Genomic DNA, 26,958 nt, shown 5'->3' with positions numbered 1-26,958 from the left:
ACTATGTGGTTTTGATTTAACCATGTAAAGAAGAAATTCCCGGAGATGCGGTATCCCACATATTTCCGAACCCTCTCGCCATTTCCTCGATCGCTTCCTTCTTCACCGGCACCAGCCCGGCCCTGTCAGGAATCCATTCAATCGTATCAATCGTTCCGACTATTATATCCTCCTGCAGGATCTTCTGACCCCATACCAGACCGTTCACGTCAAACTCAATCAGCCGGCCATTTTTTAGCGAGGGAAGGGTGAAGTTGGCCAGGCTGCCGGTACTGCCGGGAGAGGCGGGGGAGCACCGATTGTTTTTTGGTTTCGGGCTGGTTGCTTTGCGATTTGGAACAACCAGTCCAGCAATTTGAAACGGCCACTCCAGAAAGACCAGATACCGATCAGGATAAATAACCAGACGAGCAAGTTAAAACGATGCTGAGGAAGGTGATTTCCATCAAGAGTGGCCACCTTCCATTTTTATCCCCGATCGCCTCTATTATTCTCCTGCTGCTGCTTGTGTATCCTCTGGCAACGCTCTACCCTCAACGGGCACCAATGACACGCGAAGTTTGCGTCCGCACGTTCTGGCCTGGAGCCGATCTGATGAAAAATGATAAAGAGATTTCGATTGACCAGTTTACCGACAGTGAAAAAGAGCTGGTCTCGGCGAAGGTAGAGGCACTGACCCTGAAGTTGGGGCACGTGGCGAGTAAGAAAGAGGAGAAGGAGATCCTGAAAGAAGCGAAACGCCTGGTGATGAAAGATCGTGTGGTAAAGGAGACAACCAAAGCAGTTATCGCGAAAAAACCCCGCAAACCCGCAGCGGCGAAAGAAAGTGAGATCAAAGATTTTAACTGGTCAGCTTCGAGGAGTAAAAACCCACGGGCGTTGAAAGAGCGCTAATAGGGGCGTCAGCCCACAACCAGCAAATGAACTAACCTGGCCAGCACCTCAATCACTAAAGCGCTGCCGACGGCGATCAGTGCCAGCATAAAATAAAACTGTTTTTGATTGCTCATTGGCTGTCGACTCCCGGTTCCCTGAACTGACTATACTGTAGTGCGAATTACTTAAACAGACAGTCAATATTTCAGCAAAAGCGTACCAGGGTGTAACGATGATGTATCAATATCTTAACGGTGAAAACTGGCGGCATATATTTATCGTCGGTGATTTACACGGTTGCCGCCGGATGCTGGATGAGCAGTTGCTGGCACATCACTTCGATGTGGAACAGGATTTGCTGGTCAGCGTGGGGGATTTGATTGACCGCGGTCCGGACAGCCCGGGCTGCCTGGCGCTGCTCAATGAACCCTGGTTTCGCAGCGTGCGCGGCAATCACGAAGAGATGGCCCTGAATGCTCTGAGCGGGGGTAACCACCAGCAGTGGATGAGAAATGGTGGTGACTGGTTTTATCAGCTCGATGGAGTGCGGATGATTGAGGCAAAACATGCGCTTAATCGTTGTCGGGAAATGCCGCTGATCCTCCATCTGTTGCTGGAGGATCAAATAGTAGTAGTGGCCCACGCCGATTATCCTGGCGACCACTATGCCTGGGGAGCGGAGGTTGACTGCGCTGAAGTGGTGTGGAGCCGTTCCCGTATTGAATCACTGCAAAAAGGCAGGGGAGCCGCCATTACCGGGGCGGATGCCTTCTATTTTGGCCACACGCCGCTTTCCGCTCCCCTCAATGCTTACAATCAGCATTTTATTGATACCGGTGCCGTATTCGGCAACCGGTTGACGCTGGTGCAGGTTCAGTGAGCATCTTCAGGATGAGAACAGCTTCCCGTCGCGGACCAGATCGCGCGGATAATTGTTTTTGATCCGGCTGTTAACCTTTTTAGCCAGTCCGATTGGGTGTTGCTGGCAGGTCACAATCACTTCATCTGCGGGTAAATCACGCTCCGGATAGATGTCCCGACCGCGATACCACTCTTCCGCTTCCGCCAGGGTCAATTCCAACCGGTTTGCCGCTTCTGGCTTCGCCAGCGCAATCACCGCTTCATGCTGCCAGCGAAAGCCTTTCGGGAAAGTTTCCGCCAGCTTCAGCCCAATACGCGAAAAGCGAACTTTACCCAGCAGCGGTTCAATGGCGCGCGGAAACAGCCACAGCTCTTTATCACGCTGCCACAGGCCGTGGGTTTTGCTGTTCCACGCCAGGCCAGATTTTCCTGCAGCATTGGCGATCTCCTGTTCCTCGCGCGGTCTTACCGGAGTGAAAGGAAGCTTACCGACCTTATAGCCAGGAATCGGGAGAGGAGGCACGCTTTGCACTTTACGTAATCGGGCAACGAAAAAACCTTCGCTGTCGAAAATCTGTGGGAAAACATGCAGGAACCCTTCTTCCGTACAGGCACGTTCCGCGCCGGGGAACAGAGAATGTAGCGGTTCGATGTCAACGGCACCAGGGTACGCCGCCATCAGCCAGGCCACTACCTGCTGATTTTCGCTGCGGTTCAGGGTGCAGGTTGAGTAAATCAACGTGCCACCAGGGCGCAGGGCATGGAAAGCACTCTCAATCAGGTCGTGCTGAGTGGCAGCTATCTCAGCCATGCTCTCCGGCGTCCAGTTACGCAGGGCATCTGCATCTTTCCTGATCACGCCTTCGCCGGAACAGGGCGCATCCAGCAGAATGGCATCAAACGTCTCCGGCAGCGCCGGTCCGAATACGCGGCCATCGAAATGGGTCATGGCAGTATTACTGACGCCGCAGCGGCTGAGGTTAGCATGCAGCACCTTCACCCGGCTGGCGGAGTATTCATTGGCCAGAATGGCTCCTTTATTTCCCATCTTTGCCGCAATCTGCGTGGTCTTCGATCCCGGCGCGGCCGCCACATCCATCACTCGTTCAGGATCGGGACAGCCGTCAAACAGGGCGGTGACCGGCAGCATTGAACTCGCTTCCTGAATATAGAACAGACCCGACAGATGTTCTGCGGTGCTGCCCAGCGGGATGGCATTAGCATCATCGCGTGAAATCCAGAATCCTTCTTCACACCACGGGATCGGCGTCAGCGCCCACTGATAAGGTTCCACCAGAGCCAGAAAGTGAGCCACGCTGATCTTCAGCGTATTAACCCGCAGGCTGCGGCGTAATGGCTGCTGGCTGATCGCCATAAATTTGTCGAATTCGGCTGCATCAGGCAGCAGTTCGCGCATCTGGTTGAGAAAGAGCTCGGGAAAATACACACGTGAGGAGGACACTGAAAAATTCCGTCTGGAAAAAAGTAGGGCGAGTTTATCACATCCCCGACGGCATAAAAAAACGGGCAGCCTGAGCTGCCCGTCCGGGTCAGTTAGCGGGGAGCGCCGTCCCCCATTTGCGCCAGTCCTTCGGTTCTTCATCTTCCAGCAGGAAGTGTTTGCCAGAGGACGCCTGCGGGGCCAGCGGAATGGTTGGCGGCGTGGCAAAGGCAATACCACCCTGAATAAACTGCTGGAAGGTACCGGTTTTCACCACACCACCGATCAGTCCGAATTTCAGGTTATAGCCGGAAGCCAGCCAGAACACCGAGTTATTGCGTACCAGGTGCTGATACTTTTTGCTGATCCGCAGCGTAATTTGCACGCGGTCGGCCATTGCACCCAGCGAAGTTCCGGTTACGGTACCCACTTCGATACCGCGGAACAGAACCGGCGTGCCAACTGAGAGCGAGCCTCCTTCAGGCGCGTCCATCACCACGTTCAGCCCGTCAAGGTAACGCGCATCGGTAATGGTCGACTCCTGCAGTTCAAAGCTGCGCTGGGCACGCCCTTTACCCGGATCCACGTTGATGTAGGGCTGGAGCAGGGTATCCAGATGGTTAACGCCTGCAGCAGAAATCTCCGGAGAGACAACCGAGAAGCGGCTGCCCAGCCTTGCAAAGTCCTGCACGTATTCCGGATAGAGGACTGCTTTGGCGATCACCTGGTTTTTATCCGGGCTGAGCGCCAGTGATTCGAGCTGACCGATGGTGATGCCCAGATAGCGAATTGGCATACCTGCCGCCAGCTTGCTGGCATCGTAGGTGTGCAGCGCAATCTGGCTGCCGACCGCGCGGGCAGCCGTTTCCGAATTATACAGCATGCGCTTGTCTTTGCTGGTCAGCCCCACACCGGCACCCACCAGGTTATCGAAGCTGATAGCACCTTTCAGCGCACGGTTCAACGGCGAAGCCTGAACCGTCAGGCCACTGCCGTTCAGCTGTACGCGGGCACCGCCTTCAGACCAGAACACGCTGTTCGGCGTCAGCAACTTGCGGTACTCCGGCTTGATATGCACCCGCACATCGAACTCGTTAGCTCTTGGCGTCACGTCAACGATTTCACCCACCTGGAACTTACGATAGAGCACCACGGAACCGGCCTGAATATCCGGCAGGCTATTGGCGGTCAGCGTCAGAGTGGTGGGCAGCTGATTGGTGGTAATACCTTCCGCTGCTTTCTCCGCGTTGGCATACAGCGGATAGCTCTCTTTCACTTCGCCTTTGCTGCCCGGATCGAGGCGGATGCCGCCATCAATCCATTCGCGGGCGCTGGCACCCAGCACTTCCATTCCGTCCAGGCCCAGCTTCACGTCCAGGCGGCTGTTAATAATGAACTTACTGTCACCATGCACCAGATGCCGGAAATCAGGTGCAACAGCCACGACGAAGTTGACCCCTTGCTCCGTCAGTGTGCGGCTGACCACCTGGCCAATCTGCATGCCGTGCAGCATCACCGGCTGACCGGCATCAATGCCATAGCTCTCGGGCGAGGTTAGTTTGACCTCGATGGCATTCGGCTGCTGCAGCAATGACTCATTGCCCGGCAGCACGGTGTAATGATCCTGCGGAGGCCCTTCTCCCGGGATCAGCTCCAGTGTATTTCCGGTGAGGAGGCTGCTGAGGCTGGTATCCGACAGGCTGATTTTTGGGCTGCGCATTTCAATACGGGTGCCGCTGCGCATCAGCCCTGTGACTGAAGGATCGATAGTCAGTTCGCCGGTCACTTTACCGCCAGGCTGCAGGTTGAGGCTGGTCAGCGTGCCGACTTCCAGTCCCTGATACATCAGCACCGTACTGTTAGCTTTCAAATTTTTGCCGTCAGGCAGGTCGAGTTTGATGCTGACGCCACGATGGCTGTGCGCCAGGTCAGGATAGAGGTTGTAATTGTCGTCGGTCTTCGCCTGTCCTGACTCTTCAGGTGAGTCAAACGCTATCGCTCCGTTCACCAGTGCGGCGAGACTTTCCAGTTCGACTTTCGCACCACTGAGGCCAACGTCTGCCTTCACGCCCGAAACGTTCCAGAAGCGGCTGTCCTTTTTCACCAGATTAGTGAAGCGACGCTCGATCAGCACATCAACCGTCACGCCCTGATCGCCAGGATTAATGCTGTAATCGTAAACGCGGCCGACCGGAATTTTGCGATAATAGACCAGCGATCCGGTATTCAGCGACCCCAAATCCGTGGTGTGCAGGTGGATCAGCATCTCGCCGGTATTCACACGATACTTTGGCTGAGTGTCCAGCGCGACGAAGTTTTCCTTCGGCTGACCTTTGCCCGGCATCATGCCGATGTAGTTACCGCCAACCAGCGCATCCAGCCCGGAAACGCCCGCCAGTGAGGCTTTAGGCGTGACCAGCCAGAACTGCGTGTTCTCACGCAGCGCATCCTTCATGTCATTTTTGATGCTGGCTTTGATTTTGATGGTCCGCAGGTCGTCAGTCATGCTGATGCCCTGCACCAGACCCACCTCCACGCCCTGGTAACGCACCGGGGTTCTGCCGGGCACAATGCCGTCCGCCGTAGCGAAATCAATGGTGACCGTAGTGCCGCGCTCCTGGTAGTTGGTCCAGACCAGCCAGCCAGCGATCAGCAGCGCAATAAAGGGCAGCAGCCAGAACGGCGAAATCTTGCGCCGGTTTTTAATGCGTGCGTTAGTCGGTGTAGTCGGCGTTTCCTGTTGCATGTGCATCCCAAAGTAAACGGCTATCCAGCCACTCGACGGCGAGGATAGTGAGGATGACCGATGAGCCAAAATAGAAGGCTGCCGGTCCCATGGTAAAAGCCAGAAGCTGGTCACGATTGACCAGCGACATGGTTAGCGAAATCACAAACAGATCCAGCATCGACCAGCGGCCTACCCAGGTGACCACCCGCAGCAGGCGGACTCGGGTTTTCAGGCCCTGTTCGCATTTAAAATGAATGCTAATCAACAGCGTGAGCAGCACTATCACTTTAGTAAAGGGAACCAGAATACTGGCAATAAATACTACTGCGGCCACGGGAATATTTCCCGCAGCCAGCGACATGATGCCGGAAAGGATGGTGTCCTGCTGTTTCGCACCATTAAGGTAGATAATTGAAATTGGCAGCAGGTTCGCCGGGATCAGCAGCACTATTGAGGCGATCAGTGCCGCCCAGGACTTTTGCAGGCTGAAGCGCCGCCGGAAATACAGAGGGGTATGGCAGCGCGGGCAACGTCCGCGATCGTCAGGCAGTCCCGTGTGGTGGCAACTGAGACAAACCTGCAACTGCTCCGGAGCCACGTTCAGGTGTGGCTGCGGATAAAAGCGGTGCCACAGCTGCTCGACATTTATATGAATTAGCGTGACCAGGCTGAGGATAGCCAGAGAGATAAAGGCTATCAATCCGGGGCCGGGAGTGATATCTGCATAATCCCGCACTTTAATGGAGGCGATCGCGATCCCGACCAGGTAGATATCCAGCATCACCCATTCCTTCAGGCGGTCGAGCATCAGCAGGATCGGGCGGAGGTTCATACCCAGCATATTGCCAAAATAGAGCCAGGCAATGGAAGCAACCAGCGTGGCAGGCGCACCGATGGTACAGAACGCGACCATTGATGCGGTGATCACATCTCCCTGCAGCGCCATCTGCGTGATGCCTTCCAGCAGGCTGGCGCGAATATTGGTGCCCAGCAAGCGAATGGTCAGCAGTGATTCGTTGAAAGCAAAGGGCATCAGCATCAACATAGTCACTGCCATTGCGGTCAGACGGGTCATTGACCAGTCACGGCCGTTCAGGATCCTGGCGTTGCAGCGGGGGCAGTGTGCCGACTGGTTGGATTTCACATCTGGTAAGGAAAAAAGGGTATCGCATTGCGGGCAACGCTGATAACGTGCCTGAGGCAGAGCATGGCTGATAGCGTGTATTTTCATAATCCTGATTTTGGTGCTCAGGCCCGGACCAGGTCCAGGGCAGGGTTAGGCTTTTTCATCGCCACGGCGGTAAATTGACCCATCCCGGTCATGCTCAACTGCTCCAGACGGATAAGGGTATATTAACCAACGGAATCATTCACCTTGTCCCGCTGGACATTTAATGCTTATTTTAACAGGCGGGGTCATGATGGGCCTCGTGACAAGTTTCCACAATGGTTAAAAAATGACAAAAGCAGAATTTTATTCGGACCTGAACCGTGATTTGCGTGCACTCATTGCAGGCGAGACCAGCTTTCTGGCGGCGATGGGCAATTGTAGCGCACTTTTATTTGAGCGCCTGGAAGGTGTTAACTGGGCAGGTTTCTATTTGCTGACCGAAGCGGATACGCTGGTGCTGGGGCCTTTCCAGGGCAAAATAGCCTGCGTGCGCATTCCTGTGGGCAAAGGGGTTTGTGGCACGGCGGTGGCTGAGAGCCGGATCCAGCGAGTGGATGACGTGCATGCGTTTCCGGGTCATATTGCCTGCGATGCGGCCAGCAATGCAGAAATCGTACTGCCGCTGGTGGTTAACGGCCAGACAATTGGCGTACTGGACATCGACAGCGTAGTGTATAACCGCTTCGACAGCGAAGACGAAGCGGGGCTGTCAGCCCTGACTGACGGGCTGTGTGAAGTGCTTGCCGGGTCTGATGTGGAAAAATTTATTCACATGAAACGCAGCTAAAGCGCTGGATCACGTAGCATTTGCCGATGGGGTCATTATAATGACGCCTGTTCATGCCTGCGGCTTGTTGGCTACCCGTTGTAATCAGGAAATTTCATGGAAAATCAACCCAAGTTGAATAGCAGCAAAGAAGTTATTGCCTTTCTGGCCGAGCGTTTTCCCCAATGCTTCAGTGCCGAAGGCGAAGCACGCCCGCTAAAGATCGGCATCTTTCAGGATTTAGTCGACCGTGTTCAGGGCGAAATGAGCCTGAGTAAAACTCAGCTTCGTTCCGCGCTACGCCTGTACACTTCCAGCTGGCGCTATCTGTATGGCATCAAAGCTGGTGCCACCCGCGTTGACCTGGATGGCAACGCCTGCGGCGTCCTCGACGAGCAGCATGTTGAACATGCCCGTAAGCAGCTCGAAGAGGCAAAAGCGCGTGTTCAGGCACAGCGCGAGCAGCAACAGGCGAAAAAACGCGAAGCGGGTGAAGAAAGCGCCCCTCGTCGTCCTCGCAAGCCGACCCGTAAGCCTTCTGCTGAAGGCGACCAGCCACGTCAGGCTCGCAGCAAACCACAGCGTCCTGCTGCTGAGCGCGCACCTGCCGCCGAAAGTCAGCCACCGCGTACCAAACCCGTCACCGATACTGCAGCATTGCAGGTGGGTCAGAATATCAAAGTCACCGCGGGTAAAAGTGCGATGGATGCGACCATTCTTGAGATCACTAAAGATGGCGTCCGGGTCCAGCTGGCTTCCGGCCTGGCAATGATAGTACGCGCAGAACACTTGCAGTTCTGATACGGAGGCCAATCAGGGCATGAACAACTTTTTCAGAACCACCGTTATTGCTGGGCTGCTGCTGGCAGGAAATGTTTTCGCTGCGGACAATATTACGCGCGCTGACCAAATCCCACAGCTTCACCAGGAAGCGCAACACGCGACAGTCAGTGAACGTGTTACCTCACGCTTCACCCGTTCACACTATCGTCAGTTCGATCTGGATCAGGATTTTTCCGCGAAAATCTTCACTCGCTATCTGAACCTGCTCGACTACAACCACAACGTCCTGCTCTCTTCGGATGTCGATCAGTACGCCAGCAAGAAGACCACCTTAGGCGATGAGCTGAAGAGCGGTAAGCTGGACGTCTTCTACGATCTGTACAATCTGGCACAGAAACGTCGCTTCGAGCGCTATAAGTACGCGCTGTCGGTGCTGAACAAGCCAATGAATTTCACCGGAAACGATACCATTGATATCGACCGCAGCAAGTCACCGTGGCCAAAAACCACTGCCGAGCTGAATCAGCTGTGGGATGCCAAAGTCAAATATGACGAGCTGAGCCTGAAGCTGACCGGTAAAGATGAAAAAGAGATCCGCGATGTGCTGACCAAACGCTACCAGTTTGCCATTCGTCGTTTGACTCAGAGTAACAGCGAGGACGTGTTCCAGCTGGCAATGACCGCCTTTGCCCGCGAAATCGACCCGCACACCAGCTACCTGTCGCCGCGCAACACCGATCAGTTCAACACCGAAATGAGCCTTTCTCTGGAAGGTATCGGTGCGGTATTGCAGATGGATGATGATTACACCGTGATCAATTCCATGGTCGCCGGTGGCCCGGCAGCGAAAAGCAAATCTATTACCGTTGGCGACCGCATTGTCGGTGTTGGCCAGCCAGGTAAGTCCATTGTTGATGTGATCGGCTGGCGTCTTGATGACGTTGTGGCGCAGATTAAAGGTCCTAAGGGCAGTAAAGTTCGCCTTGAAGTGCTGCCGGCAGGCAAGGGGACCAAAACCCGCATCGTGACCCTGACACGTGAGAAAATCCGTCTGGAAGATCGCGCGGTTAAAATGAGCGTGCACAATGTCGGTAAAGAGAAAGTTGGCGTACTGGATATCCCAGGTTTTTACGTCGGCCTGACTGATGATGTGAAAGTGCAGCTGCAGAAACTGCAGAAGCAGAACGTTGACAGTATCGTTATCGACCTGCGTACCAACGGCGGCGGTGCACTGACGGAAGCGGTTTCGCTCTCCGGCCTGTTTATCCCAAGCGGCCCGGTGGTACAGGTTCGTGATAATAATGGCAAAGTGCGTGAAGACAGCGATACCGATGGCATTGTTTACTATAAAGGCCCGCTGGTGGTGCTGGTCGATCGCTTCAGTGCATCCGCGTCAGAAATCTTTGCGGCGGCAATGCAGGACTACGGTCGTGCGCTGATTGTCGGTGAGCCGACCTTTGGTAAAGGTACCGTGCAGCAGTATCGTTCGCTGAACCGTATCTACGATCAGATGCTGCGTCCTGAATGGCCTGCGCTGGGTTCCATCACCTACACCATTCAGAAGTTTTATCGCGTCAATGGCGGCAGTACTCAGCGTAAGGGCGTAACGCCAGACCTGCTGATGCCAACGGGTGTGGAAGCGGTTGAAACGGGTGAGAAGTTCGAAGACAACGCGCTGCCGTGGGACAGCATCAATGCGGCGAGCTACACCAAAACCGGCGACATGAAACCGCTGGAGCCGCAGCTGCTTAAAATGCATCAGGACCGTATCGCAAAAGATCGCGAATTCCAGTACATCATCAAAGATATCGCGCGTTTCAATGCTAACAAAGATAAGCGCAATATCATTTCTCTGAACCTCGCAGAGCGCGAGAAAGAGAACCGAGAAGATGATGCATTGCGTCTTGAGCGCATCAATGCCCGTTTGCAGGCTGAGGGGAAAAAGCCGCTGGCTAAGCTCGAAGATCTGCCAAAAGACTACAAAGAACCCGATCCGTATCTTGATGAGACGGTCGATATTGCTAACGACCTGGCGCAGCTTGAGAAAGCTCAGACACCACCGGCGACAGCAAAATAACCCTCAGGGCACAGCACAGTCTGTGTCCTTTTTTTACCTGAATTTTTCACACTCCCGGTTAATCTTCACCTTTTCTGACCACAGGCTGACAGGCGCATTCTCCGCGCGTAAAGCAAGATGCGTCAAAATGTAAAGTTATGTCTTTTTAGAGACTTAAATCAGGAGAGTGCTTGAAATGTTTTGCTATGCCCATAGGATAGTTATCCGCCAAGAGCGATTTTGTTAACTGAGGAAGAAGAAATTTTATGATGCGTATTGCGCTTTTCCTGTTGACCAACCTGGGGGTAATGTTGGTTTTCGGGCTGATACTCAGCCTGACAGGGATCCAGTCAAGCAGTGTACAGGGACTGATGATTATGGCGGGTCTGTTTGGCTTCGGCGGTGCGTTTGTTTCACTGCTGATGTCTAAATGGATGGCGTTGCGTTCCGTAGGCGGTGAAGTTATTGAGCAGCCACGCAACGAAACCGAACGCTGGCTGATTCAGACTATTGCACAGCAGGCGCAGCAGGCAGGCATTACCATGCCGCAGGTCGCTATCTACCACGCGCCGGATATCAACGCCTTTGCTACGGGTGCCCGTCGTAATGCGTCGCTGGTAGCCGTCTCCACTGGCCTGTTGCAGAACATGAGCCGCGACGAGGCCGAAGCGGTGCTGGCGCATGAAATCAGCCACATTGCCAACGGTGACATGGTCACCATGACGCTGATCCAGGGTGTTGTGAACACCTTTGTGATCTTTATTTCGCGTATTATTGCGCAGATTGCTGCCGGTTTTATGTCCGGGGATCGCGATGAAGGTGAGAGCAACAACGGCAACCCGCTGGTTTACTTCGCGGTGTCGATGGTGCTGGAGCTGGTGTTTGGTATTATCGCCAGCATCATCACCATGTGGTTCTCCCGCCACCGTGAGTTTCACGCCGACGCCGGTTCGGCAAAACTGGTGGGCCGTGAGAAGATGATTGCTGCGCTACAGCGTCTGAAAACCAGCTATGAGCCGCAGGAAGCCAGCACCATGATGGCGTTTTGCATCAACGGCAAATCGAAGTCACTGAGCGAGCTGTTTATGTCGCATCCGCCGCTGGATAAGCGTATTGAAGCGCTGCGCAGCGGACAGTACCTGAAGTAGTTGTCTCAGGCTGAACATAAAACCGGGCTGTAAGGCCCGGTTTTTTTATGCCTGTTCAGGACGGGGCTGGGTGATGCGCAGCGCGCTGACAACTGCGGCAACGGTGGAAAAACTGCCTGCCAGCAGCAGCGAGGCATGGGTGCCGCGTGCATCAAACAGATTGAACATCAGTGCGACCAGAGCCGCGCCGCTGGTCTGGCCGAGCAGGCGAGCCGTGCCTAGCATGCCACTGGCTCCGCCGCTGCGATGGCGTGGTGCGGAAGAGATGATGGTGTGGTTGTTGGGGGACTGGAATAACCCGAATCCGGCTCCGCACAGCGCCATTCGCCAGATAATGTTCAGATCTTCCGGTGAAGCAGGCAGCAGTGCCAGAGAAAACAGTCCGCAGGCAAACATTCCCAGTCCGACCGCGCCCAGCAGCCCGGCGTGATACCGTTCGATCAGCCTGCCGGCAATCGGCGCCATCACCATGGTGGCCAGCGGCCACGGAGTCAGCAGCAGGCCGGTCGCCACTTCTCCCCGATGCAGCACTGTTTGCAGGAAAAATGGCAGCGAAACCATCGCCAGCATCTGCGCGCAGAAAGAGCAGACTGAAGTGCCAAGAGACAGCGAGAAGACGGGAATGCGCAGCAAATCAACCGGCAGCAGCGGGAAGGGCAGACGCAGCTGGCGGCGGATAAAGAAGAAGCCCACGACGAACAAGCCTGAAACTTCCGCCAGCACCAGCCGGATATTCTGTCCCTGAGCAAAGCCACTAAGAGCTGAAATCAGCAGGCCGAAGGTCAGGGCATTCATGATCGCGCTGGGAATATCGAAGCGCTGTTCTTTGCTCTTTTGCATATTATCCGGCAGGAAGCGGAATGCCAGATACAGTGCCGCCAGCCCGACCGGGACGTTTAGCAGGAACAGCCATTTCCACGAGGCGACAGACAACACCGCAGCCGCTACCGTAGGCCCGGCTGCGGTGGAAACGGCGACAATCAGCGAGTTAATACCCATCCCCCGGCCCAGAAAGCGTTGCGGATAGATAATCCTGATCAGCGCGGTATTCACGCTCATCAATGCCGCACCGCCAAACCCCTGCAACACGCGGGCAAACGTCAGCATCTCCAGTGAATTCGACAGGGCGCAGAACAGCGAGGTACAGGTAAACAGCACCAGGCCGCACTGATAAACCCGACGGTAGCCAACAATATCCCCAAGGAAAGACAGCGACAGCAAAGAAATGATGATTGCCAGCTGATAGGCGTTAACAATCCAGATCGACTCCGCCGGACTGGATTGTAACTCACGTGCAATGGTCGGCAGGGCTACGTTGGCGATAGCGCCATCAAGTACGGCAACGGTGATACCCAGGGCAATAGCAAGAATGGCGCCGTAGCGCTGAGGAACGGGAAGGCCGTCCTGTTGTGGAGTTTGCGGCATAGTCCGGATTAGTCAGGAGAGTGAATATCATTATGCTAATGATTTTTTACTGAGTATTCCAATCTGTTAATGAACTAAAACTATCAGCAGATGTGTCCGTCTGATTTGCTTGCGGGCATTGCGCCTCTTACGTGGCCAAACGTATACTGGAAATAGCGTTCCATTTTTTATAAAACAGTTAAAAAGGTTGGCTCATGGCAAAGGACGAATTGGACAAACAGCCGGATTCAGTCTCCTCGGTGCTGAAGGTTTTCGGCATCCTGCAGGCGCTGGGCGAGGAGAGGGAGCACGGCATTACTGAGCTTTCACAGCGCGTAATGATGTCCAAAAGCACTGTTTACCGCTTTTTGCAGACAATGAAATCATTAGGGTATGTTTCGCAGGAAGGGGAGTCAGAAAAATACGCCCTGACTCTGAAGCTGTTCGAGCTGGGTGCTAAAGCATTACAAAACGTTGATTTGATCCGCAGCGCGGATATTCAGATGCGTGAGATTTCCCGGCAGACGCGGGAGACTATCCATCTCGGTGCGCTGGAGGAAGACAGTATCGTCTATATCCACAAAATCGACTCGCTGTATAACCTGAGGATGTATTCCCGCATAGGTCGTCGTAACCCCCTTTACAGCACTGCCATTGGTAAGGTGCTGCTGGCCTGGCGCGACCGACATGAAGTGGAAGAAATTATCTCGGAGGTGATCTTCACCCGCAGTACCGCCCGGACGCTGAGCAGTAAAGAAGAGTTAATGCCCGTACTGGATAAAGTGCGTTCTCAGGGCTTCGGTGAAGATAATGAAGAGCAGGAAGAGGGGTTACGCTGTATCGCCGTACCGGTTTTTGACCGCTTTGGCGTGGTGATTGCCGGTCTGAGCCTCTCTTTCCCGACAATTCGTTTTTCTGAGGAAGACAAAGCTGGCTATGTGAAGATGTTGCACCAGGCTGCCAGGCAGATTTCCGAGCAGATGGGCTATCACAATTACCCATTTTAAATAACGTGGGCCGGAAGTAACCGGCCCGATATTGATCAGTTATCAACGACTTCAGTGCTTTTCTTCAGCAGTGGGCAGTCGGTCACGCCGACAATCCCGCTGTCAGTATGCAGATACTGGGCGGTAACCATGCCGCGGGCAGTCAGATACTGACACTGTAATCCCATACCGGCGACGTTCTTGGCACTTCCTGTCAGCACGCCATAGCCAGTCATCAACAGGACGAGCCAGATAATGACCAGCAACGCAACAATGCGAACTAAAAATCTCATGTATTCCCCTTATAGTTTATCAGACAGCAACCCTGGCGTTTCGCCCCGCTGTCAGCGGCTACATATCAACATGTTGTGACAGCGTACGCAATTCGAATTGAGAATACACAACTGGTGACCTTTCGCCTGCGCGAACGTTCTGAAATTTATGTGAGCTGGCTATCAATTCGCGTACGACCTGGTAGAATTCTTCAAGGTCTGCTGTCCGGTCAGGAAGCAGAGTAGCTTGAACTTTGAGGCACTTATGAATGAGATAGCGAATGGCGCAATGGGTTTTACGTCGATGGGGTTTATGGTCGCGCTGGCGATCGTCGGGTTGATAGCCTGGTATTTCATTAATCGTGCCAGCGTAAAAGCCACTCAACAGGTGCGCCTGCTGGAGGCATTACTGGAAGAGCAGAAGCGGCAAAATACACTGCTGCGCCGCCTGACGGATTCCGTGGCTGGTAAAGAGCAGGCCCCCGGCAGTGAGAAAGAGAGCAAAGACTTCACCCGTTTGATCCCGGAGCGATAATCGCCCAACTCAAGGACAGATATTCTATGGTGTGGCTCAACCCTTGGTACGATCCCCTCAAGGCGCATCATACGCCTGATGGTTTTTGTAATCATGAAGAAGAATTGCGGCAGAATGGTGATCTCAGGCGCTGGCGCCAGGAGCGTAAAGCTGCAGGATTGCCTTTTCCTCCGGCTCAGGGCTATGACAAGTTTACTCAGCAGTGGTGGCAGAAAGCGGATCTCTCTGGTGAGGAGGACGCCATCTGGTGGCTGGGTCATGCCTGTTTGCTGCTGCGGTCTCGCGGAAAATACACGCTTATCGATCCCGCTTTGTCCAGGCGCGTCTCACCTGTGAGTTTCTTCGGTCCGAAGCGCAAAACGCCTGCTGCACTTGAGATTAAAGACTTACCGGCGCTGGACTGCGTACTGATCTCGCATAGTCACTACGATCATCTTGATCGACCTACCATAAAAAAAATTCTTAAACGCTTTCCCAAAACCCAGTTCGTAGTGCCACTGGGGCTGAAGCCGTGGTTCAGCAGGCTGGGTGCCCGAAATGTGGTGCAGCTGGACTGGTGGGAAACCACCGACGCTGCAGGGCTGCAAATTCATGCTGTACCCGCCCGTCACTGGAGCATGAGAACGCCCTGGGACCGGAACCATTCGCTGTGGTGTGGCTGGGTGATACAAAATAAAGAATTAAATTTCTGGTTTACTGGTGACAGTGGTTATACGGAAAATCTATTGGAAATTTCCCGACGACTGGGGCCATTCAACCTGGCGGCATTACCGGTGGGGGCTTATGCACCAAAATGGTTCATGCGCGGGCAGCATATGGACCCGGAACAGGCAGTGCTTCTGCACCAGGCATTAGGTCAGCCGCTGAGTATCCCTATCCACTGGGGTGTGTTCGAACTGGCGGACGAATCGCTGGATGAACCGCCGAAAGTGCTGTCGGCGGCCATGCAGGCAGCAGGAATGGATGAAAGCCGATTTCAGCCATGGAAAATTGGCGCGAAAAAGGCGCTAAATAATATATTCCAGGAATAATCTTAAAACCTTTTTATTTAACACTGTGAAGAAATGAGAACCACGTCTAATAATACAAACAGATTGATGGTACGGCCGGGAATAAATAGAAGGCCTTTGTGCTTTTAAATGGGGCAATGTGAAATACAGCCTCCTGATTTTGGTGCAATTTAAAATGAAATTGTACCAACGGCTTCTTTTTGTACACCAGCGGTTGACAGACTTTTAACCTATGACCTTCGTGGGGCAATGAATTTTTTTGAGCAAGCAATGCCATAATTGTGCAATAAATTCAGGCCATACTGGCGACAGCGTTAAACGGGGGGAATAGACTTCGGCGAGACGGCGGGCTATCATGGCCCCTACGTTTTGAGTAACAATTGGGTCTGCAGCATTTGGTTTTTAACCGTTAACGTTTTCAGACGCTCTGCATAATGTGCAAATTGTGCCAGACCCGTTTCAATAGTGTGCGGCATCTCTATCACTGTTTAAAAATGACTTGCCATTAATAAACGAATATGTGATAACGCTTTCTGGGTTAAACGAGGTACAGTTCTGTTTATGTATGGCATCTTCAGTAAAGAAGTTCTGAGTAAAGACGTTAAGTTGAATACCGCTTCCTTGCCGAGCCTTAATTCGTGCCTCATGCAGTAGTGTCTCTGGTTTTTCTGTACGTAAGCCCTCGGGCGAATAAACACTCTAAGGAATTTGCAAAATGGCAAAGATTAAAGGTCAGGTTAAGTGGTTCAACGAGTCTAAAGGTTTTGGTTTCATCACCCCAGCTGACGGTAGCAAAGATGTGTTCGTACACTTCTCTGCCATCCAGGGTAATGGCTTTAAAACTCTGGCTGAAGGCCAGAACGTTGAGTTCGAAATTCAGGATGGCCAGAAAGGCCCTGCTGCTGTGAACGTCACCGCTATCTAATTTTCGATCTGAGCCTGCTATTGCCCGCGCGTCGTGTAATTCAGGCAAGAATCTGAATGTCAAAGCCCTGCCAGAAATGGCAGGGCTTTTTCGTTGGCTGCAGGAAAGGGTGCCGTTGCCGGTCGCTTTCCGGTAAACTGCCGCCGTCAATGTTGCCGGAGAAGTGTTATGTCGTACCTGTGTCCCCTTTGCCATCAGCCCCTGCTGCCTGAAGCGTCCGTCTGGCGCTGTGAAAACCGGCACCAGTTTGATCGGGCAAAAGAGGGCTACGTTAATCTGTTGCCGGTACAGCATAAGAGATCCCGCCAGCCAGGCGACAGCGCAGATATGATGCAGGCACGACGCGAGTTTCTCGATACCGGACACTATCAGCCTCTGCAGCAGAAAGTTTGTGAGTTGTTTGAGCGTGTACTGCCGCAGTCGCCGGTCAGCCTGCTGGATATTGGCTGCGGGGAAGGGTATTACACCCACGAAGTGGCTAACAGCCTGCAGGCGCGGGGTGAGGCTTTGATTTACGGGCTGGATGTGTCAAAAGTCGCGGTGCGTTCTGGTGCTAAGCGCTATCACAACGTTGAGTTCTGTGTGGCTTCCAGCCACCGTCTGCCCTTTGCAGCCGCTCAGTTTGATGCAGTGCTGCGAATTTATGCACCCTGTAAGGCTGAAGAACTGGCACGTGTGGTGAAGGATAATGGCTATGTGCTGACCGTCACGCCAGGTCCACGCCATCTGATCCAATTTAAAGAGCTTATCTATCAGGAAGTGAAACTGCACGATGAAACGCCGGAGCAGATGGACGGTTTTGAGCTGGTGGAACAGCATTCACTGAATTATCCGCTGCGGCTGAACAGCGAAGAGTCTGCCGCACTGCTGCAGATGACGCCGTTTGCGTGGCGTGCACGTCCGGAAGTGTGGGGAGTGCTGGCAACCACCAGCGAGTTTACCTGTGAAACCGACTTTACCCTGCGTTTATGGCAGCGCAGGGTAGTTGCAGAACTTACTGCTGTTCAACCATAAACTGATAAATACTTTCAAGATCGTCCAGCTTGCGAACATGGATCAGCAGGCGGCGATTTTCCAGCTCAATAACCAGAATACCGTCTTCTGACAGGTTCATACTTTTAATCCGGCTCCAGGCGATAAAGATATTGGCGTAATAGAAGCCATCGGCCTTTAAACGCAATTTTGGCAGCCGGATCCAGAACAGATAAAGCGAAACAAAAGCCAGAGCCAGCAGCAGTGTGGTGGTGATCTGCGGGCCGTGATTATTCAGGTTTTGATACAGCAGAATGGCGATCAGGCCAACGAAGATCAGGCTGTCCAGCTTGTTTCTTCGTTTCAGCAACACCTTCAGACCGGCTTTGCCATGCAGACGGTCCATAATCAGTTCATCGTAAATCGCGTAAAGCAGAAACAACGTGATAAACAGCACGATGACGTAATCAGTCAGTGACATCTTTTTTCCTCTGAAAGAACAGCCGGGATCGTTTTAGTCAAAGCGATTCCGGCTGACCTCTGAATAAATACCGGGGTTTCCCCCGGTATTCACGGTTAAACGCCGAGCAGGCCGATCCAGTATCCAAAGATACCGATCACGAAGAAGCCCATAATAATCCACAGCGCGTTGACTTTACGTCGCAGCAGCCACATACAGCCAAAGGTCAGCAGCAGCGGGATCAGCCCCGGCATCAGTTGGTCAAGAATTGACTGCACGGTGGTGACGGTGGTTTTACCCGTCTGGTCGGTAATGCGTGATACAACCAGCGGCACGTTAACGTGGGTCCATTTGTTAACCAATGCCCCCATCACAAACAGGCCCAGAATCGACGCCCCCTCGGTCAGTTTCTGCAGGAAGCCACCGCCCATATCGCCGACAATATCCACGCCTTTACGGTAGCCGTAAGCCACACCGTAATATCGAACCAGCATACGAACCAGGTTAAACAGAACAAAGAACAGCAGAGGACCCAGCAGACTACCGCTCATCGCGATACCGGCTCCCAGCGCGGCGAACACCGGACGAACGGTGCCCCAGAAAATAGGGTCGCCCACGCCAGCCAGCGGACCCATCAGACCCACTTTGATGCCGTTGATTGCCGCATCGTCAATCGGTGCGCCGTTAGCACGCTGCTCTTCCATCGCCATGGTCACCCCAAGCACCGGAGCCGCAACGTAAGGGTGGGTGTTAAAAAACTCCAGATGGCGTTTGATTGCCTGCTTACGGTCATCATTGTTTTCAGGGTAGAGGCGACGGATCACCGGAACCATGGAGTAGCAGAAGCCCAGCGCCTGCATACGTTCAAAGTTCCATGACCCCTGGAACAGGTTAGAACGAAGGAACACGCCACGCACATCCCCCGGGGTCAGTTTCTTCTGCGTGCCAGCTGGCGCAGTAGTTGTTGTGGTATCAACCATTTGTTTTCACCCTTTCTTAATCTAATTCGTTATCAAGGTCGTTGGCTACCGGGCCGGAACCCTGTGCACCCGCCACGCGGTTGTATTTCGGTGCCAGCTGGATATACAGAATCGCCATCACCACACCAATCACGCCCAGCGCAACCAGGTTAAAGCTGGTGAAGGCCGCGGTAACGAAACCGAGGTAGAAGAAAGGCATCAGGTAACCTGCGCGCATCATGTTGATGACCATCGCATAACCGACAACCACAATCATGCCACCGGCAATGTTCAGGCCATTGGTGACCACCTCAGGGATAGATTCGAGCATACCCTGAACAACGCTGGTACCCACGGAAACGGCAACGATGATTGCCGGAATGGCGATACGCATTGCCTGCAGAACCAGGGCTGATACGTGGATCCAGGATATAGCGGACAGGTTGCCTTTTTCGGCCGCCTTATCTGCTGCGTGCTGGAAGGCCACGGTGATAGTACGCACGATAATGGTCAGTACCTGACCAGCCGCAGCCAGCGGAATGGCCAGTGCGATACCGGCACCCACGCTCTGACCCCCGGCGATGACCAGGATAGTCGAAATAATCGAGGCGAGGGCAGCATCAGGGGCAACCGCTGCACCGATGTTCATCCAGCCCAGCGCGATCATTTCCAGCGTACCACCGATAATAATACCGGTTTTCATATCCCCTAAAATCATGCCGATTAAGGTACAGGCCACCAGTGGGCGGTGGAACTGAAACTCATCGAGAATGGAACCCATACCTGCAATACAGGCAACGATAAATATCAGCACAATTTGAAGAGTGGTAATCTCCATTGTACTTCTCCTCTGACATTCGTGAACTGAGTTAAACCTGACTCGTCAGGCAATAAATTATGGCCGGCTTAATGGGCCATTTTGCCAATCAGGTCCATCATTTTAAGACGCTGATCGCTGGAGACCTTACGCACCTCCAGTTCAATACCGCGCTCGTTCAGTTTCTTGAAGGCGACAATATCTTTTTCATCCACCGACACGGCGTTATTTACCTGCGTTTTGCCCTGACGGAATGCCATACCGCCAATATTGACGCTGGTAATTTTCACGCCGTTTTCCACCAGACGTTCCACATCGGTAGGGTTGGTGAACAGCAACATGACGCGGTCGTTAGCGTATTTCGGGTTATTCCAGACGCGGATCATTTTGGCGATGTCCACCACGTGAGCGGTGACGCCAGGAGGGGCAACCTGAGTCAGCAGGGTTTTACGGACCTGGTCCGCAGCCACCTCATCACTGACCACAATAATGCGGGTGACGTTGGTTTCTTTGGTCCAGCGGGTCGCAACCTGACCATGGATTAAGCGGTCATCAATACGAGCCAGGCCGATCTTCATGTAATCGTTTGGACCCATGGGTTTCTGTGCTGCGGGAGACGCTTTGGCCGGGGCAGCAGCGACCGGGGCAGGTGCCGGCTCTTTCGCTTTCAGGGCCTTCACCCCTTCGCGGCCTGTTTCTACCGCCATAGCGACCAGTTCATCAAAGGTGGGGTCGTCATCGCGTGCCATTAAGGTTTCCACCAGCATCGGGATATTTACCCCGGCGATAACCTCATGGTTTTCTTTATCAACCACGATACGGCTGGCTGCATTGAACGGGCTGCCACCCCAGGTATCGACCAGAAAAAGTACGCCCTGGCTGGTGTCTAAATCGGCCATTCGTGCCTGATATTTCTCAATCAGGGTTTCCGCATTTTCGCCGGGTACGAAATCAATCCACCCCACGTTTTGCTGTTCCCCAAGGAGCATTTCTGCTGTTTTCAGCAGCTGCTCTGCAGCCCAGCCATGCGTGCCGATGATAATAGCAATAGTCACTTGCTACCTCCTTATACAATAATCTGCGACCCGAAGTACTGGCGAGCCGCGCGAGTATTCAGCCAGATGCCAGAGCAAATAGCATGAATTAAAGGGTGTTTATATTTTGAGCTTTGTTAACGTTCTTTGTCACTGCTTAACGCCACAAACCCAAATCTGAGACGGGATTTATTTTAGTCCGCGAAAAAATAAATTATGTGACGGTGCTCAGCTATTTAGACGCCGATATCATCTTCTGACGCCTTTGCTTAAAAGAGCAGCACGAAATGACCTGAAAATGTGTAAATGTAAGAAAATATTTTTGACGCCGCCGATGCAGCTGTTTACAGTAGGGATCCTTATTTTTTACAGGAGTAACGGGCCTCAGCCCTCCCCATGGACTGTCACCGAAGTCGCTTAATCATGCCACCGGGTCATCCGGCCAGTTTCACCCCGTCATCTGACGACAATGTTCATTCCCTCTGTGTTTCCTCACGCTGTGCGATCCTGTGTTCGCCGGCTGCGTTTTCCCGTTCCTTTTTCCGGAGTCTGTAATGGAATTTCTTTTAGACCCCTCAATCTGGGCAGGTCTGCTGACGCTGGTCGTTCTTGAGATCGTGCTGGGTATTGATAACCTGGTTTTTATCGCCATTCTTGCCGACAAGCTGCCGCCAAAGCAGCGTGATAAAGCGCGCCTGATTGGTTTGTCACTGGCGCTGATAATGCGCCTGGGTCTGCTGTCACTGATCTCCTGGATGGTGACTCTGACGCGCCCGTTGTTCAGCGTGGGGGAGTTCAGTTTTTCCGGCCGCGATCTAATCCTGCTGATTGGTGGACTGTTCCTGCTGTTCAAAGCCACCATGGAGCTGCATGAACGGCTGGAGAACCGCGACCATGGAGAAGGGGGCAATAAAGGCTACGCCAGCTTCTGGGCCGTGGTGATCCAAATCGTGGTGCTGGATGCCGTGTTCTCACTGGATGCGGTGATTACCGCTGTGGGTATGGTAAACAACCTGGCGATCATGATGACCGCCGTGGTGATTGCGATGGGTGTGATGCTTCTGGCCTCAAAGCCGTTGACCAACTTCGTCAATGCGCATCCGACGGTGGTGGTGCTGTGCCTGAGCTTCCTGCTGATGATCGGTCTGAGCCTGGTGGCCGAAGGTTTCGGTTTCCATATCCCGAAAGGCTACCTCTACGCGGCGATTGGTTTCTCCATTCTGATCGAGCTGTTCAACCAGATTGCGCGCATAAACTTTATGCGTAATCAGGCCCGCAAGCCGATGCGTGAGAGAACCGCGGAGGCCATCCTGCGAATGATGGGGGGCCGTCGCAGCCAGGAAGCGAACAATGCAGAAGGTGCAGAAGTGGCGGAGAACCTGCCGAAGGAAGCCTTTAAGGATGAAGAACGTTACATGATTAATGGCGTACTCACCCTGGCTTCCCGTTCAGTGCGCAGCATCATGACGCCGCGCGGCGATATCTCCTGGGTGGATGCCACCCGTCCGCCGGATGAAATTCGTATGCAGCTGCTTGATACGCCGCACAGCCTGTTTCCGGTTTGCCGGGGCGAGCTGGATGAAATCATCGGCGTGGTACGGGCTAAAGAGCTGCTTGTGGCGCTGGATCATGGCATGGATGTGGTGTCGTTTGCTGCGGCAACGCCGCCAATCATCGTGCCGGAAACGCTGGATCCGATTAACCTGCTGGGCGTGTTGCGTCGGGCGAAAGGCAGTTTTGTGGTGGTGACCAGCGAGTTTGGTGTGGTGCAGGGGTTGATTACGCCGCTGGACGTGCTGGAGGCGATTGCCGGTGAGTTCCCGGACGAAGATGAAACGCCAGACATCATTGCTGACGGTGACGGCTGGCTGGTCAAAGGCGGGACGGATTTACATTCGCTGCAGCAATTGCTGGATACTCAGGTACTGGTGAATCGTGATGACGATCATGCAACGCTTGCCGGTCTGCTGATTGCGCAGAAAGGGCAGTTGCCACAGGCTGGTGAGATGATTGAGCTACCCCCGCTGCGTTTCCACATCATTGAGGCCACGGACTACCGTGTCGATCTGGTACGGGTGACTCGTGAGCGAGACCCTCACGACGAAGATCAGGAAGAATAATATCTAACGGGACGGCGCTTTTCGTCCCGGTTTGATCAGGCTCGCAGCAAATAAGTGAGAAGATAGCGAAGGAAGGGGGCGAATTTATTCGCCCCCTTTTTTTATTCAGGCAATCAGGGTGGTTTTATGCTCTCTGAGCCACTCAGGGAAGTCGCCCAGTGGCATTGGACGCGCGTAGAAATAACCCTGCAACGTATCCACTCCTTTTTCACGCAGATACTCTGCCTGTTCTGCCGTTTCCACGCCTTCAGCCACCAGGCTGATATTCAGGCGCTGGGCCAGCGAAATCACCATATCCGTGACCGTGGCGTTGATCGCGTCTGTGCCGATTGCAGCGGTGAAGACCTTATCGATTTTCAGCACGTCAGGGCTCAGCGTCTTCAGATAGGAAAGCGAACTGTGACCGGTGCCGAAGTCGTCAATAGCCAGCTTGACGCCAATTTTATGCAGATGCGACACCACTCGTTGATCCACTTCCGGCAGGGAATCACGCTCGGTCAGTTCGACAATCAGCTGTGGCACCGGGTTGGCTGGCCACCAGAACTTCTGTAAATCGTCGATAATTTCACGATCGTGGAAATGGCTGGAAGCGACGTTAATCGCAATATGGAAAGTCGGGCAGGTTGGCAGCACCGGCAGCTGGCGAACCACCTCGCTGAGTACAAAACGGGTCAATGGGGCGATCAGATTATGCCGTTCAGCCAGTGGAATAAACACATCCGGAGGTATCCAGCCCTGACGCGGGTTGTGCCAGCGCAATAGCAGCTCTATGCCGTCGCAGTCGCCGCTGCGTGAGTTAATCAGCGGTTGACAGTAAACCATAAATTCTCGGGCGGTAATGCCGTAGCTTATTTGCCACGACAGGCTCATCCGGTTCGCTGTAGCCAGCCAGACAATATAGCCCATCAGCAGGCTCAGTAGCAAAGCCAGCGGCAACTGCGAAGGGACGGTCATCAGAGCCAGTCGCGTCGGCGCCGGGCCAAATAAGGTAATACTGAACGGATATCGCAGTGAGGATTCCTGATAGCTGACTTCATCTTCAGAAGGGACAGCTTCTTCGATCATCGGATTGCCATATTCCAGGCTCTTACCGCCCACGTTGAAAATGGCACGTTCGACCCAGGGCAGAGTAGGCTCCAGCAGGTAGTTGCTCATCATCTCGATGTTGATCACCTGCAGGATACCTGCGCGGTTATTATTGTCGTGCGGCGTCCACAGTAGCAGGATCGGCGAACCTTTCAGCAGATGCTGGTCGGTGCTGAGCATCATGCGCTGATTATTAACCGCCAGTTCCGGATAGGCGTTGCTGAAGCTGAGAGTCTTGCGGCCGAAAATACTGGAGCAGTACATGATGTCTTTATCGACCAGGATAATGGAGCGCACGGTCTGCAGTGAAGCCAGCTTTTCAATCAGCGGGAAGCGCACCTCTTCGCAGGGCAACCCCACCAGACCGAGCGTGTTGTTGGCTGCCACGTCCAGCGGCGAAAACAGGCGGTCAAAACGCTGGATAGCGTTGTCTGCAAAAGAGCGGGATTGTTGCTCGATACGGCTTTTTTCTTCAAAGAAACGGAATGCTAAGATGAGGATAAGAACCAATGCTGCAACGACCACAGCGATAAGTAATCGCTTGCGGCGGAACTGTCCTAAAACTTCCTGGGACATTTGCATCAGTTAACCACCCTTTATTCGAAACACGAAAACAGAGACCGAACACACATTATCGGCAAAATAAGCAGTAAGTTTAGTCTTGTATGAAAGAAATACGGAATAATTAAAACAGTGACTTATCGCACCGCCTGGCCAGAAACACTCTAGCGTTTTCTGGAATCAGGTGATAGCTGGCGGAGTAATTATTTTTTAATGAATTACAGAAAATACCACCCGAAAAGGGTGGCGTTCACCGTTATGATGTCTGTTTCAGAAAATCAGTCGCACTGCACCTTGATTGCCAGGCCGCCGCGGGAGGTCTCCCGGTACTTGGCATTCATATCCTTCCCGGTCTCATACATGGTCTCGATGACTTTATCCAGCGACACGCGCGCTTCGCTGGTCCGGCGCATTGCCATCCTTGCCGAGTTGATCGCTTTAACGGAAGCAATGGCGTTGCGTTCGATGCAGGGCACCTGAACCTGACCAGCAACCGGGTCGCAGGTCAGACCGAGGTTGTGCTCCATACCAATCTCCGCAGCCACGCAAACCTGCTCCGGGCTGGCTCCCAGCAGCTCGGCAAGACCGGCCGCCGCCATGGAGCAGGCCACGCCCACTTCCCCCTGGCAACCCACTTCTGCGCCGGAGATTGAAGCATTCATTTTATACAGGATGCCTACTGCGCCCGCCGCGAGGAAATAGCGAATAAAGATGTCCGGGCTGACCGACTGGATAAAATGATCGTAATAAGCCAGCACCGCCGGAACAATCCCGCAGGCTCCGTTGGTTGGAGCGGTCACCACGCGACCACCGGCAGCATTCTCTTCGTTAACTGCCAGCGCAAACATATTAACCCAGTCAATCACGTTCATCGGATCGCTGGAGAGTTTGTCCGAAGAGACCAGCAGGCGGCGCAGGGCAGAGGCACGGCGCGGCACGCGAAGCGGACCAGGCAGCACGCCTTCAGTGTTCAGACCGCGATCGATGCAGTCACGCATGCTCTGCCATACGTCGGCAAAATAGCGCTCAATTTCCGCCTTGCTGTGCAGCGCCAGCTCGTTCTTCATCACCATGCCGGAGAGTGACAAACCGGTTTCGTGACAGTGGGCCAGCATCTCTTTGGCAGAGTTGAACGGATAGGGCACCGATACTTCTTCCAGCGTCGACTGACCGAAATGCTCTTCATCAACGATAAAGCCGCCGCCGATGGAATAATAGGTTTTGCTCCAGACTGGTTTTTCACCAGCAAAAGCAGTAATGCGCATGCCGTTTTCATGCAGGGAAAGGTTATCGCTGCGGAAGACCATTCCACCTTCGCGTGGGAAGTCCACCTCATGGCGCCCGTCGGCCAGCAGCAGGCGCTGACGCTCTTCCACATCACGGATAAAGCCCGGAATACCATCAATATCCACGGACTCAGGAGATGCGCCGGAAAGGCCCATGATAATCGCAATATCGGTATGGTGGCCTTTTCCGGTCAGCGACAGCGAACCGTAAACATCCACAGCAATGCGCGTGACGCTCTCCAGGATGCCCTGACTTACCAAATCGTCGACAAACTGTTTGCCGGCTTTCATTGGACCCACCGTATGCGAGCTGGAAGGGCCAATGCCGATCTTGAACATGTCGAAAACGCTAATCACACTTTGCTCCTTAACGGGGCTACTGGAACCACCCGGAAACTGATGTACTAATAGTAATCATCCTGAGGCAGATGATCGCATGAAATAAACTAATCAGGTTCAGACAATAAAGTTATGGCAGCAGGCGGCCTGTCAGGCTGTTTTGTGCTGAAGTGTGCCTTATCTGAACTAAGGCAAAGCGCGCAGGCTTCCATGAGCGCCGGGTATCCTGATAATTTGCGCTGCAATATAAAGGATTCGCAGCATTTGTGAAGTGTTTCAGTTGGCATAAAGCGCCACTTTATGGTGGTTAATAGCGAAAATGAGATGTCAGGCAGGCAATGCGTCGTTAATTTGTGCAGGAG

The 26,958-nt window shown here is 53.5% G+C and carries 25 protein-coding genes; 13 read left to right on the top strand and 12 right to left on the bottom strand.

The window, feature by feature from the left end:
- Positions 1–16: 16 nt before the first annotated feature.
- Positions 17–208, bottom strand: coding sequence for a hypothetical protein (locus AC3Y5R_RS00870; protein WP_489919735.1), 192 nt, complete (start codon positions 206–208; stop codon positions 17–19).
- A gap of 386 nt (positions 209–594) precedes the next feature.
- On the opposite strand from AC3Y5R_RS00870, the gene yjbD reads away from it, so the two are divergent.
- Together yjbD and AC3Y5R_RS00860 are read left to right on the top strand one after the other, a co-directional pair.
- On the top strand, positions 595–894 hold the full coding sequence (yjbD, locus tag AC3Y5R_RS00865; protein ID WP_489919734.1) for a DUF3811 domain-containing protein: 300 nt from the start codon (positions 595–597) through the stop codon (positions 892–894).
- 214 nt (positions 895–1,108) lie between these two features.
- The gene (locus AC3Y5R_RS00860; RefSeq protein ID WP_158784858.1) at positions 1,109–1,756 is read left to right on the top strand and encodes a metallophosphoesterase; all 648 of its coding nucleotides are present in this window, start codon (positions 1,109–1,111) and stop codon (positions 1,754–1,756) included.
- 6 nt (positions 1,757–1,762) lie between these two features.
- On the opposite strand, the gene rsmF is transcribed toward AC3Y5R_RS00860, so the two are convergent.
- From rsmF to yebS, 3 genes are all read right to left on the bottom strand, one after another.
- A complete protein-coding gene (rsmF, locus tag AC3Y5R_RS00855; RefSeq protein WP_489919733.1) occupies positions 1,763–3,199 on the bottom strand; it encodes a 16S rRNA (cytosine(1407)-C(5))-methyltransferase RsmF in 1,437 nt (478 codons plus the stop codon).
- An 88-nt stretch (positions 3,200–3,287) separates the two neighbouring features.
- Positions 3,288–5,924 (bottom strand): PqiB family protein, encoded by a 2,637-nt coding sequence (locus AC3Y5R_RS00850; RefSeq protein WP_489919732.1) that lies wholly within the window; start codon positions 5,922–5,924, stop codon positions 3,288–3,290.
- Entirely contained in the window at positions 5,893–7,137 is a 1,245-nt protein-coding gene (gene yebS, locus AC3Y5R_RS00845) for a membrane integrity lipid transport subunit YebS (protein WP_489919731.1), read from the bottom strand. Before yebS ends, AC3Y5R_RS00850 begins: the two co-directional genes overlap by 32 nt.
- Before the next feature lie 226 nt (positions 7,138–7,363).
- Here yebS and AC3Y5R_RS00840 point away from each other — a divergent pair, with 226 nt between their 5' ends.
- The 4 genes from AC3Y5R_RS00840 (at position 7,364) to htpX (ending at position 11,830) form a co-directional block, all read left to right on the top strand.
- On the top strand, positions 7,364–7,864 hold the full coding sequence (locus tag AC3Y5R_RS00840; protein WP_489919730.1) for a GAF domain-containing protein: 501 nt from the start codon (positions 7,364–7,366) through the stop codon (positions 7,862–7,864).
- Positions 7,865–7,960: 96 nt separating this feature from the next.
- Positions 7,961–8,644: an RNA chaperone ProQ gene (gene proQ, locus AC3Y5R_RS00835; RefSeq protein ID WP_489919729.1), complete on the top strand. Its 684-nt coding sequence runs from the start codon at positions 7,961–7,963 to the stop codon at positions 8,642–8,644.
- 19 nt (positions 8,645–8,663) lie between these two features.
- The gene (gene prc, locus AC3Y5R_RS00830) at positions 8,664–10,703 is read left to right on the top strand and encodes a carboxy terminal-processing peptidase (protein WP_489919728.1); all 2,040 of its coding nucleotides are present in this window, start codon (positions 8,664–8,666) and stop codon (positions 10,701–10,703) included.
- Positions 10,704–10,948: 245 nt separating this feature from the next.
- Positions 10,949–11,830 (top strand): protease HtpX, encoded by an 882-nt coding sequence (gene htpX / locus AC3Y5R_RS00825; RefSeq protein ID WP_489919727.1) that lies wholly within the window; start codon positions 10,949–10,951, stop codon positions 11,828–11,830.
- Positions 11,831–11,875: 45 nt separating this feature from the next.
- Here the strand turns inward: htpX and AC3Y5R_RS00820 are convergent, their stop codons facing one another.
- A complete protein-coding gene (locus AC3Y5R_RS00820; protein ID WP_489919726.1) occupies positions 11,876–13,255 on the bottom strand; it encodes an MFS transporter in 1,380 nt (459 codons plus the stop codon).
- Between the two features lie 194 nt (positions 13,256–13,449).
- Between AC3Y5R_RS00820 and kdgR the strand changes: the two genes are divergently transcribed.
- The gene (kdgR, locus tag AC3Y5R_RS00815; protein ID WP_489919725.1) at positions 13,450–14,241 is read left to right on the top strand and encodes a DNA-binding transcriptional regulator KdgR; all 792 of its coding nucleotides are present in this window, start codon (positions 13,450–13,452) and stop codon (positions 14,239–14,241) included.
- A gap of 35 nt (positions 14,242–14,276) precedes the next feature.
- Here the strand turns inward: kdgR and AC3Y5R_RS00810 are convergent, their stop codons facing one another.
- Positions 14,277–14,513, bottom strand: coding sequence for a YobH family protein (locus AC3Y5R_RS00810; RefSeq protein ID WP_158784868.1), 237 nt, complete (start codon positions 14,511–14,513; stop codon positions 14,277–14,279).
- A 244-nt stretch (positions 14,514–14,757) separates the two neighbouring features.
- Here AC3Y5R_RS00810 and AC3Y5R_RS00805 point away from each other — a divergent pair, with 244 nt between their 5' ends.
- The 5 genes from AC3Y5R_RS00805 (at position 14,758) to rlmA (ending at position 17,976) form a co-directional block, all read left to right on the top strand.
- Positions 14,758–15,027 (top strand): YebO family protein, encoded by a 270-nt coding sequence (locus AC3Y5R_RS00805; protein ID WP_489919724.1) that lies wholly within the window; start codon positions 14,758–14,760, stop codon positions 15,025–15,027.
- A 26-nt stretch (positions 15,028–15,053) separates the two neighbouring features.
- Positions 15,054–16,058: an MBL fold metallo-hydrolase gene (locus tag AC3Y5R_RS00800; protein ID WP_489919723.1), complete on the top strand. Its 1,005-nt coding sequence runs from the start codon at positions 15,054–15,056 to the stop codon at positions 16,056–16,058.
- Positions 16,059–16,598: 540 nt separating this feature from the next.
- Complete coding sequence (locus AC3Y5R_RS00795; protein WP_233268482.1) at positions 16,599–16,691, top strand: DUF2627 domain-containing protein; 93 nt, start codon at positions 16,599–16,601, stop codon at positions 16,689–16,691.
- A 61-nt stretch (positions 16,692–16,752) separates the two neighbouring features.
- On the top strand, positions 16,753–16,962 hold the full coding sequence (gene cspE / locus AC3Y5R_RS00790) for a transcription antiterminator/RNA stability regulator CspE (protein WP_001062678.1): 210 nt from the start codon (positions 16,753–16,755) through the stop codon (positions 16,960–16,962).
- 168 nt (positions 16,963–17,130) lie between these two features.
- Positions 17,131–17,976: a 23S rRNA (guanine(745)-N(1))-methyltransferase gene (gene rlmA / locus AC3Y5R_RS00785; protein ID WP_489919722.1), complete on the top strand. Its 846-nt coding sequence runs from the start codon at positions 17,131–17,133 to the stop codon at positions 17,974–17,976.
- Here rlmA and AC3Y5R_RS00780 read toward each other — a convergent pair.
- The 4 genes from AC3Y5R_RS00780 to manX form a co-directional block, all read right to left on the bottom strand.
- Positions 17,957–18,415, bottom strand: coding sequence for a DUF986 family protein (locus AC3Y5R_RS00780; protein ID WP_489919721.1), 459 nt, complete (start codon positions 18,413–18,415; stop codon positions 17,957–17,959). The two genes, rlmA and AC3Y5R_RS00780, sit on opposite strands and share 20 nt — an antisense overlap.
- A gap of 95 nt (positions 18,416–18,510) precedes the next feature.
- Positions 18,511–19,374, bottom strand: coding sequence for a PTS mannose transporter subunit IID (locus AC3Y5R_RS00775; protein WP_158784873.1), 864 nt, complete (start codon positions 19,372–19,374; stop codon positions 18,511–18,513).
- A 16-nt stretch (positions 19,375–19,390) separates the two neighbouring features.
- Positions 19,391–20,191: a PTS mannose/fructose/sorbose transporter subunit IIC gene (locus AC3Y5R_RS00770; protein ID WP_158784874.1), complete on the bottom strand. Its 801-nt coding sequence runs from the start codon at positions 20,189–20,191 to the stop codon at positions 19,391–19,393.
- 68 nt (positions 20,192–20,259) lie between these two features.
- The gene (gene manX / locus AC3Y5R_RS00765) at positions 20,260–21,225 is read right to left on the bottom strand and encodes a PTS mannose transporter subunit IIAB (RefSeq protein ID WP_489919720.1); all 966 of its coding nucleotides are present in this window, start codon (positions 21,223–21,225) and stop codon (positions 20,260–20,262) included.
- Positions 21,226–21,758: 533 nt separating this feature from the next.
- On the opposite strand from manX, the gene AC3Y5R_RS00760 reads away from it, so the two are divergent.
- Positions 21,759–23,324 (top strand): TerC family protein, encoded by a 1,566-nt coding sequence (locus AC3Y5R_RS00760; RefSeq protein ID WP_489919719.1) that lies wholly within the window; start codon positions 21,759–21,761, stop codon positions 23,322–23,324.
- Between the two features lie 105 nt (positions 23,325–23,429).
- On the opposite strand, the gene AC3Y5R_RS00755 is transcribed toward AC3Y5R_RS00760, so the two are convergent.
- Positions 23,430–24,992 (bottom strand): EAL domain-containing protein, encoded by a 1,563-nt coding sequence (locus tag AC3Y5R_RS00755; RefSeq protein ID WP_489919718.1) that lies wholly within the window; start codon positions 24,990–24,992, stop codon positions 23,430–23,432.
- A 257-nt stretch (positions 24,993–25,249) separates the two neighbouring features.
- Positions 25,250–26,614 carry an L-serine ammonia-lyase gene (gene sdaA / locus AC3Y5R_RS00750; protein WP_489919717.1) on the bottom strand — a complete coding sequence of 455 codons (1,365 nt, stop codon included), beginning with the start codon at positions 26,612–26,614 and terminating at the stop codon, positions 25,250–25,252.
- Positions 26,615–26,958: the final 344 nt, after the last annotated feature.

It is taken from the genome of Erwinia sp. 009765445 (assembly GCF_058137865.1).
Note: the sequence above shows the minus strand (reverse complement) of the source record. Positions and strands in the feature narration are given on the sequence as shown.

Excerpts from the sequence above, each read along its gene's own strand:
- AC3Y5R_RS00775 (WP_158784873.1), bottom strand. The coding sequence starts at position 19,374 with ATGGTTGATACCACAACAACTACTGCGCCAGCTGGCACGCAGAAGAAA.
- kdgR (WP_489919725.1), top strand. The coding sequence starts at position 13,450 with ATGGCAAAGGACGAATTGGACAAACAGCCGGATTCAGTCTCCTCGGTG.
- rlmA (WP_489919722.1), top strand. The coding sequence starts at position 17,131 with ATGTCGTACCTGTGTCCCCTTTGCCATCAGCCCCTGCTGCCTGAAGCG.
- proQ (WP_489919729.1), top strand. The coding sequence starts at position 7,961 with ATGGAAAATCAACCCAAGTTGAATAGCAGCAAAGAAGTTATTGCCTTT.
- AC3Y5R_RS00840 (WP_489919730.1), top strand. The coding sequence starts at position 7,364 with ATGACAAAAGCAGAATTTTATTCGGACCTGAACCGTGATTTGCGTGCA.
- cspE (WP_001062678.1), top strand. The coding sequence starts at position 16,753 with ATGGCAAAGATTAAAGGTCAGGTTAAGTGGTTCAACGAGTCTAAAGGT.
- AC3Y5R_RS00820 (WP_489919726.1), bottom strand. The coding sequence starts at position 13,255 with ATGCCGCAAACTCCACAACAGGACGGCCTTCCCGTTCCTCAGCGCTAC.
- AC3Y5R_RS00850 (WP_489919732.1), bottom strand. The coding sequence starts at position 5,924 with ATGCAACAGGAAACGCCGACTACACCGACTAACGCACGCATTAAAAAC.
- AC3Y5R_RS00755 (WP_489919718.1), bottom strand. The coding sequence starts at position 24,992 with ATGCAAATGTCCCAGGAAGTTTTAGGACAGTTCCGCCGCAAGCGATTA.
- AC3Y5R_RS00795 (WP_233268482.1), top strand. The coding sequence starts at position 16,599 with ATGTATGGCATCTTCAGTAAAGAAGTTCTGAGTAAAGACGTTAAGTTG.
- AC3Y5R_RS00810 (WP_158784868.1), bottom strand. The coding sequence starts at position 14,513 with ATGAGATTTTTAGTTCGCATTGTTGCGTTGCTGGTCATTATCTGGCTC.
- AC3Y5R_RS00860 (WP_158784858.1), top strand. The coding sequence starts at position 1,109 with ATGATGTATCAATATCTTAACGGTGAAAACTGGCGGCATATATTTATC.
- yebS (WP_489919731.1), bottom strand. The coding sequence starts at position 7,137 with ATGAAAATACACGCTATCAGCCATGCTCTGCCTCAGGCACGTTATCAG.
- yjbD (WP_489919734.1), top strand. The coding sequence starts at position 595 with ATGAAAAATGATAAAGAGATTTCGATTGACCAGTTTACCGACAGTGAA.
- htpX (WP_489919727.1), top strand. The coding sequence starts at position 10,949 with ATGATGCGTATTGCGCTTTTCCTGTTGACCAACCTGGGGGTAATGTTG.
- AC3Y5R_RS00770 (WP_158784874.1), bottom strand. The coding sequence starts at position 20,191 with ATGGAGATTACCACTCTTCAAATTGTGCTGATATTTATCGTTGCCTGT.
- AC3Y5R_RS00805 (WP_489919724.1), top strand. The coding sequence starts at position 14,758 with ATGAATGAGATAGCGAATGGCGCAATGGGTTTTACGTCGATGGGGTTT.
- AC3Y5R_RS00800 (WP_489919723.1), top strand. The coding sequence starts at position 15,054 with ATGGTGTGGCTCAACCCTTGGTACGATCCCCTCAAGGCGCATCATACG.
- AC3Y5R_RS00780 (WP_489919721.1), bottom strand. The coding sequence starts at position 18,415 with ATGTCACTGACTGATTACGTCATCGTGCTGTTTATCACGTTGTTTCTG.
- prc (WP_489919728.1), top strand. The coding sequence starts at position 8,664 with ATGAACAACTTTTTCAGAACCACCGTTATTGCTGGGCTGCTGCTGGCA.
- AC3Y5R_RS00760 (WP_489919719.1), top strand. The coding sequence starts at position 21,759 with ATGGAATTTCTTTTAGACCCCTCAATCTGGGCAGGTCTGCTGACGCTG.